This is a genomic window from Phenylobacterium sp. GW821-FHT12F10 (assembly GCF_058806695.1).
Map to the genome: position 1 here is coordinate 1,476,025 of NZ_JBXAPY010000001.1, position 14,680 is coordinate 1,490,704.

At 69.8% G+C, this 14,680-nt stretch carries 17 protein-coding genes; 7 read left to right on the forward strand and 10 right to left on the reverse strand.

Annotated features, from left to right (window positions below):
• Nucleotides 1-7: 7 nt before the first annotated feature.
• The 3 genes from AC1RN5_RS07415 to AC1RN5_RS07425 all read right to left on the reverse strand — a co-directional run bounded on the left by AC1RN5_RS07415 (nucleotide 8) and on the right by AC1RN5_RS07425 (nucleotide 4,053).
• Complete coding sequence (locus AC1RN5_RS07415; protein WP_493040592.1) at nucleotides 8-928, reverse strand: pentapeptide repeat-containing protein; 921 nt, start codon at nucleotides 926-928, stop codon at nucleotides 8-10.
• Between the two features lie 64 nt (nucleotides 929-992).
• Nucleotides 993-1,481, reverse strand: coding sequence for a pentapeptide repeat-containing protein (locus AC1RN5_RS07420; protein ID WP_493040593.1), 489 nt, complete (start codon nucleotides 1,479-1,481; stop codon nucleotides 993-995).
• Nucleotides 1,482-1,557: 76 nt separating this feature from the next.
• The gene (locus AC1RN5_RS07425) at nucleotides 1,558-4,053 is read right to left on the reverse strand and encodes a TSCPD domain-containing protein (protein ID WP_493040594.1); all 2,496 of its coding nucleotides are present in this window, start codon (nucleotides 4,051-4,053) and stop codon (nucleotides 1,558-1,560) included.
• 170 nt (nucleotides 4,054-4,223) lie between these two features.
• Here AC1RN5_RS07425 and AC1RN5_RS07430 point away from each other — a divergent pair, with 170 nt between their 5' ends.
• Nucleotides 4,224-4,622, forward strand: coding sequence for an NADH:ubiquinone oxidoreductase subunit NDUFA12 (locus tag AC1RN5_RS07430; RefSeq protein ID WP_304701111.1), 399 nt, complete (start codon nucleotides 4,224-4,226; stop codon nucleotides 4,620-4,622).
• A gap of 2 nt (nucleotides 4,623-4,624) precedes the next feature.
• A complete protein-coding gene (locus AC1RN5_RS07435) occupies nucleotides 4,625-5,272 on the forward strand; it encodes a DUF2155 domain-containing protein (RefSeq protein ID WP_493040595.1) in 648 nt (215 codons plus the stop codon).
• Here AC1RN5_RS07435 and aat read toward each other — a convergent pair.
• Genes aat through AC1RN5_RS07460 form a run of 5 tightly spaced genes read right to left on the reverse strand, consistent with a single transcriptional unit; the run spans nucleotide 5,209 to nucleotide 8,858 of the window.
• Nucleotides 5,209-5,859 (reverse strand): leucyl/phenylalanyl-tRNA--protein transferase, encoded by a 651-nt coding sequence (gene aat, locus AC1RN5_RS07440; protein WP_493040596.1) that lies wholly within the window; start codon nucleotides 5,857-5,859, stop codon nucleotides 5,209-5,211. The genes AC1RN5_RS07435 and aat overlap by 64 nt on opposite strands.
• On the reverse strand, nucleotides 5,856-6,512 hold the full coding sequence (locus tag AC1RN5_RS07445) for a class I SAM-dependent methyltransferase (RefSeq protein WP_493040597.1): 657 nt from the start codon (nucleotides 6,510-6,512) through the stop codon (nucleotides 5,856-5,858). The genes aat and AC1RN5_RS07445 overlap by 4 nt, the downstream gene beginning before the upstream one ends.
• A 17-nt stretch (nucleotides 6,513-6,529) precedes the next feature.
• The gene (gene accC / locus AC1RN5_RS07450; protein WP_421931599.1) at nucleotides 6,530-7,885 is read right to left on the reverse strand and encodes an acetyl-CoA carboxylase biotin carboxylase subunit; all 1,356 of its coding nucleotides are present in this window, start codon (nucleotides 7,883-7,885) and stop codon (nucleotides 6,530-6,532) included.
• Between the two features lie 4 nt (nucleotides 7,886-7,889).
• Nucleotides 7,890-8,390: an acetyl-CoA carboxylase biotin carboxyl carrier protein gene (gene accB / locus AC1RN5_RS07455; RefSeq protein WP_493040598.1), complete on the reverse strand. Its 501-nt coding sequence runs from the start codon at nucleotides 8,388-8,390 to the stop codon at nucleotides 7,890-7,892.
• A 30-nt stretch (nucleotides 8,391-8,420) separates the two neighbouring features.
• The gene (locus AC1RN5_RS07460) at nucleotides 8,421-8,858 is read right to left on the reverse strand and encodes a type II 3-dehydroquinate dehydratase (RefSeq protein ID WP_493040599.1); all 438 of its coding nucleotides are present in this window, start codon (nucleotides 8,856-8,858) and stop codon (nucleotides 8,421-8,423) included.
• A gap of 90 nt (nucleotides 8,859-8,948) precedes the next feature.
• Here AC1RN5_RS07460 and thiS point away from each other — a divergent pair, with 90 nt between their 5' ends.
• The 4 genes from thiS (at nucleotide 8,949) to AC1RN5_RS07480 (ending at nucleotide 11,261) form a co-directional block, all read left to right on the forward strand.
• Nucleotides 8,949-9,149, forward strand: a complete 201-nt coding sequence (gene thiS, locus AC1RN5_RS07465; protein ID WP_493041477.1) for a sulfur carrier protein ThiS — start codon at nucleotides 8,949-8,951, stop codon at nucleotides 9,147-9,149.
• Nucleotide 9,150: 1 nt separating this feature from the next.
• Nucleotides 9,151-9,948 carry a thiazole synthase gene (locus tag AC1RN5_RS07470; protein WP_493040600.1) on the forward strand — a complete coding sequence of 266 codons (798 nt, stop codon included), beginning with the start codon at nucleotides 9,151-9,153 and terminating at the stop codon, nucleotides 9,946-9,948.
• A gap of 55 nt (nucleotides 9,949-10,003) precedes the next feature.
• The gene (locus AC1RN5_RS07475; protein ID WP_493040601.1) at nucleotides 10,004-10,393 is read left to right on the forward strand and encodes an Imm44 family immunity protein; all 390 of its coding nucleotides are present in this window, start codon (nucleotides 10,004-10,006) and stop codon (nucleotides 10,391-10,393) included.
• A 67-nt stretch (nucleotides 10,394-10,460) separates the two neighbouring features.
• On the forward strand, nucleotides 10,461-11,261 hold the full coding sequence (locus tag AC1RN5_RS07480) for an SDR family oxidoreductase (protein WP_493040602.1): 801 nt from the start codon (nucleotides 10,461-10,463) through the stop codon (nucleotides 11,259-11,261).
• On the opposite strand, the gene AC1RN5_RS07485 is transcribed toward AC1RN5_RS07480, so the two are convergent.
• The gene (locus tag AC1RN5_RS07485; RefSeq protein WP_493040603.1) at nucleotides 11,258-12,748 is read right to left on the reverse strand and encodes an FAD-dependent oxidoreductase; all 1,491 of its coding nucleotides are present in this window, start codon (nucleotides 12,746-12,748) and stop codon (nucleotides 11,258-11,260) included. The two genes, AC1RN5_RS07480 and AC1RN5_RS07485, sit on opposite strands and share 4 nt — an antisense overlap.
• 263 nt (nucleotides 12,749-13,011) lie before the next feature.
• Between AC1RN5_RS07485 and AC1RN5_RS07490 the strand changes: the two genes are divergently transcribed.
• Nucleotides 13,012-13,818 carry a class I SAM-dependent methyltransferase gene (locus AC1RN5_RS07490; RefSeq protein WP_493040604.1) on the forward strand — a complete coding sequence of 269 codons (807 nt, stop codon included), beginning with the start codon at nucleotides 13,012-13,014 and terminating at the stop codon, nucleotides 13,816-13,818.
• A 106-nt stretch (nucleotides 13,819-13,924) separates the two neighbouring features.
• On the opposite strand, the gene AC1RN5_RS07495 is transcribed toward AC1RN5_RS07490, so the two are convergent.
• Entirely contained in the window at nucleotides 13,925-14,653 is a 729-nt protein-coding gene (locus AC1RN5_RS07495; protein WP_493040605.1) for a DsbA family protein, read from the reverse strand.
• Between the last annotated feature and the right edge of the window lie 27 nt (nucleotides 14,654-14,680).

Here is a 14,680-nt window from a genome sequence, read left to right on the forward strand (position 1 = left end):
GCGGGCTTCAGTGCGTGGCGATGATGTAGCGCGGCTCGCTGGGCGGCGTCGGCGCGCGGGTCCGAGCCGGGGGCGCTGGCGGCGCGGGCGGGGTCGGCGGACGCCATCCGGTCCAGCGAACCGTCGTCCCGTGGCAGCCGCGGGCGACGAGGCCCTGGGGCAGCTTGGTGGAGCCGTCGGCGCAGGCCTCGTCCAACTGGTCCTGGTCCAGGTTGCGCGCCTTGGAGAGGTCCACCCCGTAGAGCACGGCCCGGCGCAGGCTGGCGTCGCGGAAATCGGCGCCGGCGAAGGCCGCGCCTGAGAGCACGGCGCTGTCGAGATTGGTGTCGCGGAAGGAGGCGCGGTCGAAGCGGCCGCCGGCCAGGACCGCGCCCTGCATGCCGGCGTCGCGGAAGCTCACGTCACGGGCGTCGGCGCGGCTGAAATTGGCGCCCATCAGTTCGCCGTCATTGAGCTGGGCGCCGCCCATGGAGGCCCGGCCGAAGTTGGCCCCCTGGGCCGACAGGTTGCGCAGGTCGGCGTTGGAGAGGTCGGCGCCGACGAAGTTGACGCCCTTGGCCTCCACATCCCGCAGCTTGGCGTTGGACAGGTTGGCCGAGCCGAAATTGGCCCCGATCATCTCGGAGTCCGACAGGTCGGCGCGCGACAGGTCGGCGTTGGCGAAATTGGCCCCGTAGAAGCGGGCTTCGCGCAGGTCCGAGCCCACCAGGGCCGCGCCGGCGAAGTTGGCCCCGTTGAACTGGGCGCCGGTCAGCTTGCGGCCCGACAGCTCGCACTTGGCGCAGGCGCCGCCGAAGGAGACCAGCTTGGCCACCTCCTTGTCGCCGACCATGGCGTTGGCGACCCCGGGGGTGACCGCCGCGAGGGTGGCCAGCACCCCGGCGAGGGGAGCGATGCGGGACAGGGCGATGCGAAAGAAGCCGAACATGGGAGACACCATGTGCCTAGGGGGAGGGGCTGCGGCTACTTAAATCGCGGTAATTCTTGACAGATTAGCACGCCGGCACACGCAGGCCGGGTGGCAGGCGGGTGGCGCCATCCCCGCAGGCGCGGTTCAGCTGGCCCTGGGTGAGCCCCCGGGCCCTGGCCATCTCGGCGCCGGAGAGGTTGGTCCCGTCCAGCTTCGCGCCGGCGAAGTTGGCGCCCTCCAGATAGGTTCCGACGAAGCTGGCGTGGGTCAGGTCGGCGCGGGCGAAATTGGCGCTGGAGAAGACCGCGCCATAGGCGTTGACGTCCCGCAGGTCGGCGCCGCCGAAATTGGCGCGGTTCATCACCGAGAGGCTCAGATCCGACTGGCGCAGGCGGGCGCCGGCATAGTTTCGGCCCTTGATCTCGAGACCCGAGAAATCGGCCTGGAAGAGGTTGCAGCCGGGGCAGTTGGCGCCGCGCCGGGCGGCGGCGATCTGGCCGGCGTTCTGGGCCAGGGCCGGCGCGGCGGCGGCCAGCGCGGCGAGCAGGCTGAGCAGGGCGAGCGGTCTCATCAGGGGAACGGCTCCGGGCGACAGGTCCCGTTCCGATTAGGCCAGCAAGCTTAAGGCCTGGTGACCATGAGCCGTTTCAGCCCGTCCGCCCGCTGTCCTGGGGCCCGGCGCGGACGCCGCAGCTCTCGCAGATCAGGCTGGCGCCCTTGCGCACCACCGCCAGGTCGCCGCAGGCGGCGCAGACGTCGGCCTCCAGCCGCGCGCCCCGCGCATTGGCGCTGGGCAGGAAGACCAGGTTGTCCGGCGTGGCGCCCCGGGCGAAGCCGCGGGAGATGAAGTGGGAGGCTGGTTGCGGCTCGCTGTCCTCGGCGTCGCCCTCGGCCTTGCCGCGGCCCAGGCCGTCGGCGTTGAGCTCCCCGTCGGCGTTGGCCAGTTCGTCGCGGCCCAGATAGGAGATGCCGAGTTCGCGGAAGATGTAGTCGAGGATCGAGGTCGCCGACTTCACAGAGTCGTTGCCGGTCACCGGGCCTGCGGGTTCGAAGCGGGTGAAGACGAAGGCGTCGACGAACTCCTCCAGCGGCACCCCGTATTGCAGGCCGATGGAGATGCCGATGGCGAAGTTGTTCATCAGCGATCGGAAGGCCGCGCCCTCCTTGTGCATGTCGATGAAGATCTCGCCCAGCTCGCCGTCGTCGTACTCGCCGGTGTGCAGATAGACCTTGTGGCCGCCGACGGCCGCCTTCTGGATGTAGCCCTTGCGGCGGTCGGGCAGCTTGCGGCGGGTGCGGTCGCGCTCGACGATGCGCTCCACGATCCGCTCCTGCGGAGGGGGCGGGACGGCCGCCTCGGGTTCGCGCACGGCGCGCGGCGGGGCCTCGGCCACCTTCGGCAGGTCCAGGGCGAAGCTCAAGGGCGCGTCGCCGCGGCGGATGCGCAGGGCCGCGGCGCGGGCCTGGCCGGCCTCGGCCAGCAGGGCCTGGGCGTCGGCCGGCGCGGTGTCCCACTCCAGCTCGATCTCGGCGATGGCGGGCAGGTGAAGGGCCGGCTGCAGGGCCGCCAGCATGGTGAAATAGGGGGTCGGTCCCAGGTCCTCGGCGGTGAGGAACACCGCCCGCTGGTCGGGCGTCAGGAAGGGCGCGTCGGTCAGGGCCCCGGCGCCCAGGACGTGAGCCTCGGCCACGGCGATCTCCTCGTCGGAGAAGCCGGCCTGTCTCAGGGTGTCGAAGTCGGGATCGGCCAGGCCGGCCTCGCTGGCGCCCAGGACGTCGGAGAGGAAGCCCGCGTCCACCACCTGGGGCGAGAAGGCGTCCCGCAGATGGGCGGCGAAGGGCAGGGCGGCCTCGGCCGCGGCGATCTCGTGGTCGGTGAAGCCGCGGGCCTTGAGGGCCACGTGGTCGATGGCCGGAGAGTCCGACAGGTCCAGCCGGCCCAGCAGGTGGGCGCGGGCCGCGGCGGGGTCGACCCCCAGGATGGCCAGGCCCCGCAGGGCGGCCTCCGACAGCACCCGGGTGTGGGCGCCGTCCTCGGTCTCGGCGACGGTCAGGGCGCCCAGCCAGGGGGCGGCGGCGGCCGAGGCCCCGCCCAGGCGCAGGGTCAGGTCCGGATCGTCGAACACCGCCAGCCCGCCGGTGAGCGGGATGTCGGCCATGGCCTGGCGCGCCTTCAGATAGAGGTCGCGGGCGGCGTCCCGGCCTTCGCGCGAATCATAGGCCAGGCCCTGGGCCGCCAGCCAGTCGGCGACCCCGCCCAGCCCCAGGGCCACGGGGCCTCCGAAGGCGGCCAGGGCGATGGCGGCCAGGCCCACGGCCTCGTCGAAGCCCGAGGCGTCGAAATCCGCGCCCGTTCCGAAGGCCAGGACGTCGATGCCGCCGCGCGTGGCGGTCCAGGTCTCGGCGATCCGGGCGCCCGCGCCCGGGGCGAAGGCGGCCACCACGGCGCCGGTCTCCCAGGCGGCGGCGGCCAGGGCGACCTGGGCGATGGCCTGGTCGGCGGCGACCTGGGCGATCAGGCCGGGACCGTCGCCGCTCTCGAACTGGGCCTGGGCCGACCAGATGTCCTCCCCGGCGCGGGCGAGGGTCATGGCGTCCATGATCATGACATCGGTGGCGCCCGCGGCGCGGGCGGCTTCGGCGGCGCGGGCCAGGCCGATATTGGACTGCGGATCGGCGCAGGCGGCGGGATCGCCCTCGCAGCGCGCGATGGCGTCCATCACGCCCTGCAGGCGCTGGGCCAGGGCGGTGGCGGCGGCGCGGGCGGCGACTCGGCCCCGGCGACGGGCGCGCAGGGTGTTGAGCGCCTTTTCGAAGCCGGGCTCCCCGGCGGCGATCAGGGTGGGGGTGTCGTGGGCGCGGGGCTCGGCGATCGCCAGGCGTCCGCTGAGCAGGGCCGCGCCCAGGTCACGGCGGAAGGCCGCGCGGGCTCGGGAATCGGTCAGCAGGCCCAGCGATCCGGCCTGTTCGGCGATGGCGTCGGCCTTCTGGAAGATGGCGGCGGGCAGGTCGGTGTCGCCGTCGGCCCAGTCCAGCCACGCCTCGACCCGCGCGTCGGTCCAGCCGGCAGGCGCCAGCACCTCGACCACGCTGTCGGCGCGCTCAAGAGGCCTGCGCTCGATCCTCGCCGGTTCGCTTCGCAACGGTTTGACTCCCACCGAGCGAGGTTAGGCGCCCGAGGGGCCGCCCGCAACAGATGTTGTGGTCGCAGGCCAGTTCTCAACAACATCTTGCGGCGTTCGCGCCGCTGGACGCTCGAAAGGCGCCCGCCTATAGTCCGCCCGCCTCCCAACCCCGTTGGATCTTCAAAATCGTGCTCAAGTCGATCTTTACCTGGTGGAACGGCGCCACCCTCGGCGCCCTCTTCACCCTCTGGCGTCGCGCCGTCTTCGTCGGCCAGGATGACCTGGGCAACAAATACTACCAGGCCAAGGACGACAGCGATTCCTACGACAAGGGCCGCAAGCGCCGCTGGGTGATCTACCAGGGCTACGCCGAGGCCTCCAAGGTGCCGCCGGACTGGCACGGCTGGCTGCACCATACTTTCGAAGAACCGCCGACCCGCGAGCCGCTGAAGCGGCAGGCCTGGGAGAAGGACCACCAGCCCAACCTCACCGGCACCGTCAACGCCTGGCGCCCCAAGGGCTCCATCAGCCGTGGCGGCGAACGCCAGAAGGCGACCGGCGACTACGAGGCCTGGCGGCCGGAATAGTGGTGGCGCGCGCCTTCCTCAGCCTGACGGTCGGTCTCGGCGCCCTGGCGGCGGCGGGGCTCGTGGCCGCCCAGACTGCGCCCCCGGCGCCGATCGCCCCGACGCCCGGACCGGCGCCTGTCGCGCCGTCCCCTCTGCCGCCCGCCGGCGCCCCGGCGCCCGCCGAGGAAGCCCCGCCGGCCATCGTGCCGGTCCCGGCCCCCGTGGCGACCCCGCCGGTCCAGGCCTCCGAGGTCGCGCCCGCCGCGCCCCCCAAGGCCCAGGTGGTCGAGAAGCCCGCCGAGAGCACCACCAAGCGCGCCCGCTATGACGTCGCCATCATCCAGGCGCTGGACAAGGTCACCGCCGAGACGGTCCGCTTCGAGGCCGCCGTCGGCCAGCCGGTGCGCTACAAGACCCTCGTCTTCACCGTGAAGGCCTGCGAGCAGGCCGCGCCCGACGAACCGCAGGAAGACGCCATCGCCTATCTGACGGTGGACTCTCAGCCCAAGGCCGCGCCGGGCAAGCCGACCCCGCCGCCGCGTCAGGCCTTCAAGGGCTGGATGTACGCCTCGTCGCCGGGCCTGAACCCGCTTCAGCACCCGGTCTACGACGCCTGGCTGATCACCTGCAGGGCCGCGGCCCCCGTCGTGGCCGCCGGCAGCCGCTGAAAGTCGGCCTCGACGGCCAGGGCCTTGGCCAGCCGCCGGCGATAGACCGCCCTTGAGATTTCCTGGGTTCCGAACTGCGCCAGGTGCTCGGTCATGAACTGGGTGTCCAACAGCACGAACCCGCCGGCGATCAGCCGGGCCACCAGGTGGATCAGGGCGATCTTCGAGGCGTCGGTGGCGGTGGAGAACATGCTCTCGCCGAAGAAGGCCCCGGCCAGGGATACCCCGTAGAGGCCTCCCACCAGGTCTCCGTCGCGCCAGCACTCGACGCTGTGGGCGTGGCCGATGGCGAAGAGTTCAGCGTAGAGTCGCTCGATGGGCCGGTTGATCCAGGTCTCCACCCGGCCGGGCCGTGCCTCCGCGCAGGCCGCCACCACCTCGGAGAAGGCGGTGTCGATACGCACCTCATAGGGCTCGCGCCGCACCGTGCGGGCCAGGCGGTGGGAGACGTGGAAACCGTCCAGGGGAATGACGCCGCGCCGTTCCGGATCGATCAGGAACAGGGCCTCGTCCTCGCGGGCGTCGGCCATCGGGAAGACGCCGCGGGCGTAGCAGTCGAGGAGTTCCGCGGCGCCGAAGGTCTTCATGGCCTCGGACGACAGGTCCAGACCTGCCAGGCGCCGCCCCAGGGGGCGCTCACCACCGCCTCGTCCAGGATCTCGGTCGAGGCCTTGATCCGCCGCCACAGGCGCAGGGACTTCAGGCCCAGCCACTGGGTGAAGCCCAGCACCCCGCCGGGCGCCAGCAGGCGGCCGTAGTGGGCGATCAGGGCATCGGGATCACCAAGATATTCAAGGCACTCGGGGAAGACGATGACGTCGAATCTTTCGTTGGTCTCGAACCGGGCGCCGTCGCCGGTGACGAAGTCCACGACCCCCGGCTTCAACTCGCCGGCCAGCCGCCGGCGGGCGCGCTCGATGCCGAGGTCGGAGAGGTCGATCCCCAGATAGCGGGCCGGGGCGAAGGCGCGGATCGAATCGTAGAAGGCGCCTTCGCCGCAGCCGATGTCGAGGACCCGGGGATGGGGCCGACCCTCCGCCACCAGGGCGGCCAGCAGGCGGTGGTGGTGGCGCTGGTCGCTCTCCAGCAGCTCGTCATAGGCGCCCTTGGCGTAGTAGCCGTCCCAGACCTTGGCGGGGGCCGCCTTGGGCCCGTCGCCGCGGCGCATGAACAACTCGCCCACCCAGGGCCGGTCGATGGCCGCCAGCTCCAGGAAACGCCGCCAGCGCAGATAGGCCATCGTTCCCCCTCCGCCGATCAGGCCGACAGGTCGGCCTGTTCCTTCATCCAGCGTTCCAGCCAGTGGATGTCGTAATTGCCGGCGATGATGTCGGGCTGGTGGATCAGCTCCTGGAACAGCGGGATCGAGGTCTCGATGCCGCCCACCACCATCTCGCCGAGGCAGCGGTTCAGGCGCGCGATGCACTCCTCGCGGTCGCGGCCGTGGACGATGAGCTTGCCCACCAGGCTGTCGTAGTCGGGCGGGATCGTGTAGCCGGCGTAGAGGGCGCTATCGAGCCGCACCCCCAGGCCGCCGGGGGCGTGGAAGTCCGTGACCAGGCCCGGCGAGGGGGCGAAGGTCTTCGGGTTCTCGGCGTTGATCCGGCACTCGATGGCGTGGCCCTCGAAGACGATGTCCTCCTGGCGGAAGGACAGCGGCAGGCCCGCGGCGATGCGGATCTGCTCGCGCACCAGGTCGATGCCGGTGATGGCTTCGGTGACCGGGTGCTCCACCTGCAGGCGGGTGTTCATCTCGATGAAGAAGAACTCGCCGTTCTCGTACAGGAACTCGATGGTTCCGACGCCGAGATAGCCGATCGCCTTGATCGCATCGACCACCACCTTGCCGATCTTGGCCCGTTCGGCCGGTGTGATGACCGGGGAGGGGGCTTCCTCCAGCACCTTCTGGTGACGCCGCTGCAGGGAGCAGTCGCGTTCCCCCAGGTGGCAGACATTGCCGAAGCTGTCGGCGATGACCTGGATCTCGATATGGCGCGGGGTCTGGAGGTAGCGTTCCATATAGACCGCGTCGTCGCCGAAGGAGGCGCGCGCCTCGGCCCGGGCGGTCGAGACGGCCTCGGCCAGGTCTTCCATCGTCTCGGCGACCTTCATGCCGCGCCCGCCACCGCCGGCGGCGGCCTTGATCAGGACGGGGAAGCCGATCTGCTTGGCGGCGGCGAAGGCCTCCTCCTCCGTGGTCACGGCGCCGTCGGAGCCGGGGACCACGGGGATGCCCGCGTCCTTCACCGCCTGCTTGGCGGTGATCTTGTCGCCCATCATCAGGATGTGCTCGGCCTTGGGGCCGATGAAGGTGAAGCCGTGCGCCGTGACGATCTCGGCGAAGCGGGCGTTCTCCGACAGGAATCCGTAGCCCGGATGAATCGCCTGGGCGCCGGTGATCTCGGCGGCGGCGATGATCGAGGGGATGTTCAGGTAGCTCTTGGCCGCCGAGCGCGGGCCAATGCAGACGCTCTCGTCGGCCAGCCGCACCCACATGGCGCCGGCGTCGGCCTCCGAGTGCACGGCCACCGTGGAGATGCCCATTTCCTTGCAGGCCCTGTGGACCCGCAACGCGATCTCGCCCCGGTTGGCGATGAGGATTTTCTCGAACATCGGGCTATTCGATGACGACGAGAGGTTCGCCGAATTCCACCGGGTCGCCATCGCCCACCAGGATCTCCGCGACCTTGCCGGCCTTGGGCGCGGGGATCGGGTTCATGGTCTTCATGGCCTCGATGATCATCAGGGTCTGACCGGCGGCGACGCTGTCGCCGACCTTCACGAAGGGCGGAGCGTCGGGCTGGGGCTGCATATAGACGGTGCCGACCATGGGCGACTTGACCAGGTCGCCATTGCGGCGGGCCTCGGCGGCCACTGCCGCGGCGCTGGGCGCGGCGTCGAGGGCCGGGGCGGCCGGTGCGGCGGGGGCGTGGGCCATCGGCGCCGCCTGCTGGACATACTGCATCGGCGCGGCGGTCATGGTGCGGGCGACGCGGATCTTCAGGCCCGAATGTTCGACCTCGATCTCCGACAATCCGGTGTCGGTGAGGATGTCGGCCAGTTTGCGCACCAGGCGCGCGTCGATCGGATCGGCGGGCGCCTTGGGAGTGCTAGCCATGGAAAAGACCCTTATTCTTAGGCTTGGAGGTTACGCGGACTGACCCGCGGCGGCCTCGACGGCCAGGACATAACTTGCCGCGCCGAAACCCGACACCAGTCCGGTGGCGGCCAGCGAGACATAGGTTTCACGGCGGAACGCCTCGCGCGACGCCGGGTTCGAGAGGTGGCACTCGACGATGGGGATATCGAGCATCTTCAGGGCGTCCAGCAGGGCGATGGAGGTGTGGCCATAGCCCGCCGGGTTGATCACCAGCGCGCAAGCCTCGGTGCGGGCTTCCTGCACCCAGTCGATCAGCTGGCCTTCGTGGTTGGATTGATGGAACACGACGGTTCGCCCCAGGGCGGCGGCGCGTTGCTCACAGAGCTTGCGCACATCGTCCAGCGTGGCTTTTCCGTAAATCTCCGGCTCGCGGACGCCCAGGAGGTTGAGGTTGGGCCCGCTCAGCACATAGATCGGTTTCGACATTCGGCTCCGCCGTCGATTCCGCCGTCTTGTAACGGGCGGCGGCGGGGGTCACAAGCACTGGGAATGGACGACGTGTTGGACGAGGCGGTCATGACCCTGACCATCAACGGCGAGGAGCGCGCCTTTTCGGGCCTTTCGGACCTGGCTGCCCTGGTGCTGAGCCTGGGTCTGGACCCCCGCAAGGTGGCCGTGGAGCGCAATCTCGAGATCGTGCCGCGCTCGGCCTATGGGGCCACGGCGCTCTCCGACGGCGACCGGATCGAGATCGTCCACTTCATCGGAGGCGGCTGACATGGACGGAACGACTCACACCCACACTCAGGAAGATAGTTGGACCGTGGCCGGCCGCACCTTCACCTCGCGGCTGATCGTCGGCACCGGCAAGTACAAGGACTATGCGCAGAACGCCGCCGCCGCCGACGCCGCGGGCGCCGAGATCGTCACCGTCGCCCTTCGCCGGGTGAACCTGTCGGACCCCAGCCAGCAGATGCTGGTGGACTATGTGAAGCCCGACCGCTTCACCTACCTGCCCAACACCGCCGGCTGCTTCACCGGCGAGGAGGCGGTGCGCACCCTGCGCCTGGCCCGCGAAGCCGGCGGCTGGGACCTGGTGAAGCTGGAGGTGCTGTCGGACCCCAAGCTGCTCTATCCGGACATGGAAGAGACCCTGCGGGCGCTCAAGATGCTGATCGCAGAGGGCTTCCAGGTGATGGTCTATTGCACCGATGACCCGGTGTTCGCCCGCAAGCTCGAAGACGCCGGGGCGGCGGCCATAATGCCGCTGGCGGCCCCGATCGGCTCAGGCATGGGCATTCTCAACAAGGTCAATATCGGCCTGATCATCGAGCAGGCCAAGGTGCCTGTCCTGGTGGACGCTGGCCTCGGCACCGCCTCCGACGCCGCCATCGCCATGGAGATGGGCTGCGACGCCGTGCTGATGAACACCGCCATCTCCGACGCCCGCGATCCCGTCCTGATGGCCAGCGCCATGAAGCACGCGGTCATCGCGGGGCGGCAGGCGTTCCTCGCGGGCCGGATGCCGAGGCGGGTCTATGGCGATCCGTCCTCGCCGCAGTCGGGACTGATCTGAGGGGGTTCCCAGCATTCCGATGCTGCGCCGGGCCGCCGTGAATTCGGGGAGCAAGATGGATCTATTCGTCACGTCGGAGTCCACTATCGACGTCACTCACGACGAGCTGTCTGTCCTTCTGAAACTGGAAGAGGCCTTCAACGGCAGGGCAGGGCCTGCGGCAATTGGGCGGATCGCCCATCTTGCCGTGGTTCTGATCATCATGAACCCTGAAGTCGCCACCCCTTTTCCGGAGGGTGTAATCTTCCGCCCCTCCCGGAGCATGCTCGACATCAAGTTGGCGTTCGATTTCGCGGACTGGAAGCGAGCCGATGCAGCGGGAAGGGTCAATCATATCATCGACCTGCTTTGTGGGGTGCTCGAAGGCGCGGCTCGGAAGCATTTCGGGTCAAACTCCCCGGACGATCTCATTGCCACGCTCAAGCAATGCCGCGTTCCGCGCTGACCCCTCCCGCTAGCCTTCCCTAGCGCCACGGGTCCAAGCTCAGCCCAACAACAAGGGAGGAGCCGCCATGGGCCAGGCCAAGGGACGCAAGTCGATCTTCATCACCGGAGCCGCCTCGGGCATGGGGCGGGAGACCGCCCGGCTGTTCCACGAGAAGGGCTGGTTCGTCGGGGGTTATGACGTCAACGCCGAGGGGCTGAAGGCCCTGGAGGCCGAGCTTGGGGCCGAGAACTGTGTCGTCCGTACCCTGGACGTCACCGACCGCGCCGACTACCAGGCGGCCTTCTCCGAGTTCGGGGCGGCCACCGGCGGCAAGCTCGATTTGCTCTACAACAATGCCGGGATCGGCCGCGGCGGCCCCTTCGCCGACCAGCCCTTCGAGGACGTCATGGCCGTGGTCCAGGTCAATTTCGTCGGCGTGCTGATCGGCATCCACGAGGGGATCAAGCTGCTGAAGGCCACGCCAGGCTCCCTCTGCTTCACCACCTCGTCGTCCTCGGCCACCTTCGGCATGGCCGGGATCGCGGTCTATTCGGCCACCAAGCACGCGGTGAAGGGCCTCAGCGAGGCGCTCTCGGTGGAGTTCAAGGCCTATGGGGTCCGGGTCGCCGACGTCCTGCCGGGTCTGATCGACACGCCGATCCTGCCGCCGGGGGCCGCCGCCGCCGCCCCGAAGGAGGGCCTGTTCCGCGCCATCCCGCCCATGGAGGTCGCGAAAGTGGTCTGGGAGGCCTACCACTCCGACAAGCTGCACTGGTACGTGCCGCCGGAACTGGTGGAGCTGGACAAGGCCGCCACCCTGGCGCCCGAGGCCACCCGCGACCAGATGGCCGCCGGGTCGCTGTTCTCGATGCAGACCCCGGACTAGGCGGCCTCTTTCAACCGCTCGATGTCCAAGTCCGGCGATAGGCCCAGGGTCCGCATCATGTCATCGCGGCCCGGGCCGAGCTTGGGCGGATAGGCCGCCGCATTGGCCTTCTTGCCCCGCGCCCAGTAGCCCATCACCCGCAGCAGGTTGGCCGGCCGCTTCAGCCAGGCCGAGGGATCCTCCAGCATGTGGAAGCCCCGCAGGGCCTGCCGCAGCAGGCCGATGTCGGAACGGACCGCCACGGCCACCCCATCCTCCAGGAACCGCTTCATCAGCCGGGCCTTCAGCCTCGGCCGGTAGCCGGGGGTCAGGGTGTTGCGGGCCAGGCGGATGGCCTGGCGGTCCTGGTTGAGCATGTCCTGGTAGTAGGGCTTGAGGCTCGTATTGATGCGGCCCTGATAGGCCAGCAGGCGCGCGGCCGGATCGGCGGACTCGCTGAGCGAATCGCGCAGGGCGTAGGCGCTGACGGCCGCGAAGGAGCAGCCCCGGCCATAGAGCGGATTGGTCCGCACCAGGCTGTCGCCGAGGGGAAAGTAGCCCAGCACCGTGGCCTCGCCCGCCGGAGCCATGTCGCGCCAGCGGCTGTGCAGGTCGCCCATGCCGAACACCCGGCTGACGCCGTACGACCGGGCCGGATCGATCCAGGGGACCAGGCCCGGAAGCTGGGCGCAGATGGCGTCGAACACCGCCGGATCGACGATGGCCTTGCGCATCTCCAGCTCGATCTCCGGCACGCACATGGTGATGGAGAACCAGCCGTTGTCGGCCGGGAAGACGCCGTACTTCAGGAAGCCCAGGTCGCCGGTGCCGGGCGATTTGCCGCGCGGCGGCTCGGTCATGCCGGGGTTCAGGCGGTAGTGGCGGGTGAAGTAGAGGATGCCGGCGGTCTCCGACGCCTCGGTGATGACCGCGCCGGCCGCCACCAGCTGCTCGATGGCCGCGGTGGTGCGACCGGCGGCGTCCACCACCAGGTCGGCGGTGAGCGCCTCGCCGCCCTCCAGGGTGACCCCGGTGACCCGGACGGGGGATCCCGGCTCCAGCTTCAGGCCGGTGACGAAGACGCCGGAGCGGATCTGCACATTGGCCAGCCGCTCCACATAGCGGCGCATCACCAGCTCCAGGGTCGTGCGGCGACTGGTGAGCACCACGAAGTCGCGGTCGACGGGTTCCGGACGATAGCCCTTCTTCAGTTCGTCGCTCAGCATCTGCTCGAAGCCCAGGTCGCGGGCGCCGGCTGCCAGCAGCTCAGCCAGCAACTGCGGATGCTCGTCGCGCAGGATCAGCCGCAGGCGGGCCAGGAAGGCGTGGCTATGGCGCAGGTGCCCGACCCCGCGGCGGGCCCAGTCGGCGAAGGCCGCGTCGGCGTCGCCCTCCGGCGGCGGCGGGTCGCGTTCCAGCAGGATGAGCATGCGGTCGGGACCAGCCAGGGCCAGGGCGGTGCAGAGCCCGCCGATTCCGGCCCCGATCACCAGTACGGTTTCGGTCATGTCGCCTCCCGGGCGTTTTCTTTGATGGTGACACGGGCGCCCGGGGGGAAGGGAAGGGGGGACTTTACAGGTCCGGTTGTCAAGGTTATCGCCCTGCCATGCTGCGTTGCGCCGCCCAGATCATGACCTCCACCATCGCTCCCTCGCGGGGCGTTGGAGGGCGTGCGCGCGACTAGCCGCTTCCTTCGACAGCCCCGCCGGACACGGACGGGGCTGGAGGATCGGCCACCCTGTCCCCGGACTTACCGAGACAGGACTTCCCAATGGCCCACGACGACCTCAATCCCAACGCGTTCTACGGCGGCGGTCTCGCCGTCGAGAGCTACGACCTGTTCGCCGCCCAGAACGACAGGATGGCCGGCGACATCGCCTTCTACCTGGACCTGGCCCGCGACCGCGGCGGCCGGATCCTGGAGTTGGCCTGCGGCACGGGACGGGTGCTGACGCCGCTGGTGGAGGCCGGGTTCGAGGTCACCGGGGTCGATATCTCCCGGGCCATGCTGGAGGTGGCCGACCGGCGGCTGCAGGCCCTGCGGCCCTCGGCCTGGGGCCGCGCGCGGCTGGTGTGTTCGCCGATGCAGGACTTCGAGACGACCGACCGATTCGACCTGGTGCTGATCCCGGCCCGATCCTTCCAGCACCTCACCGATCCGGTCGACCAGAGGAAGACCCTGGAGCGGGTCTGGCGGTGCCTGAACCCCGGCGGGATGCTGGTGATCGACATGTTCGATCCGCGGCTGGAGATGTGCGTCGGCGAGCCCGAGCCCACGCCGGCGCGGGAGGTCGTCGATCCGGTCAGCGGGCGGCGCTTCCGGCGCACCTGCCTGGGGCGCCACACCGATCCTTTCCGCCAGACGACGGGCGAACGGATGCGCATCGAGGAACTGGACGCCCAGGACTCGGTCCTGGGCAGCCATGAGACGTCCTGGACCCTGCGCTGGTCGACGCGCCAGGAGATGGCCTACCTGCTGGAGCTCACCGGCTTCGAGGCGGTCAGCGTCTATTCGGACTTCCGGCGCTCCCCGCCGGCCTATGGCGGCGAGCAACTCTGGGTCGCTCGCGCGGTCTAGGGCGCGTCAGGCGGAAGTGGACACCGGTTCCGCCTGACGTGCTCTAATGTTTTGAATCTAGACCCTTCTTGCCGTTTCAGAGGATTTCATCTGAAACGGTCAGGGTCTAGCCGATGGTCTTCAGGTCGCCGGCCTTGGCCTGGGTGATGGCGGCGCGCAGGGCAGGCAGGTCGGCGCCGGGGATCATCCGGTCCCCGACGATGAAGGCCGGCGTGCCCTCGATGCCCAGGGCCTGGGCCAGTTCGTGGGTGTCGCTGATCTGCTTGTTGATGGCGGCGGACTCGCCGGCGGCCTTGGCCTGGGCGGGGTCGATGCCGGCGGCGGCGAGGTGGCGGTCGATCGCCGCCTCGTCCAGCGCCTTCTCGCCCATGAAGCCCTGGTAGAGGGCCAGGCCCTTGGCCTTGCCGGCCGGGGTCAGGGCGACCTTGGCCGCCAGGTTCGATTCGCCCCCGAAGATCGGGAATTCCTTGAACACGAAGCGGACATCCGGGTTGTCCTGGATGATCTTCACCACCTCGGGCGCGGAGGTCTTGCAGTAGCCGCAGCGGTAATCGAAGAACTCCACCACCGTGATCTTGCCGTTCGGGTTGGCCACGAAGTCGCGGGGATCCTGTTCCAGGGCCTTGCGATGCTTCACCAGGCCGGCCTTGGCGACGTTGGCCGCATTGGCGATCTTCTTTTCCTGCAGCTTCTGCACCGCCTCCTCGATGACCTCGGGATGCTCCAGCAGATAGGCGCGCACCTTCTGGCCGAAGGCGGCGTCGGCCGTCTTCTGGCAACCGGAAAGCGACAGGACGGCGACGAGCGCCAGGGCGGCGGCTGGGAGGAGTTTCATGAAGGCTGCTTAGCTTGAAGGGCGGGG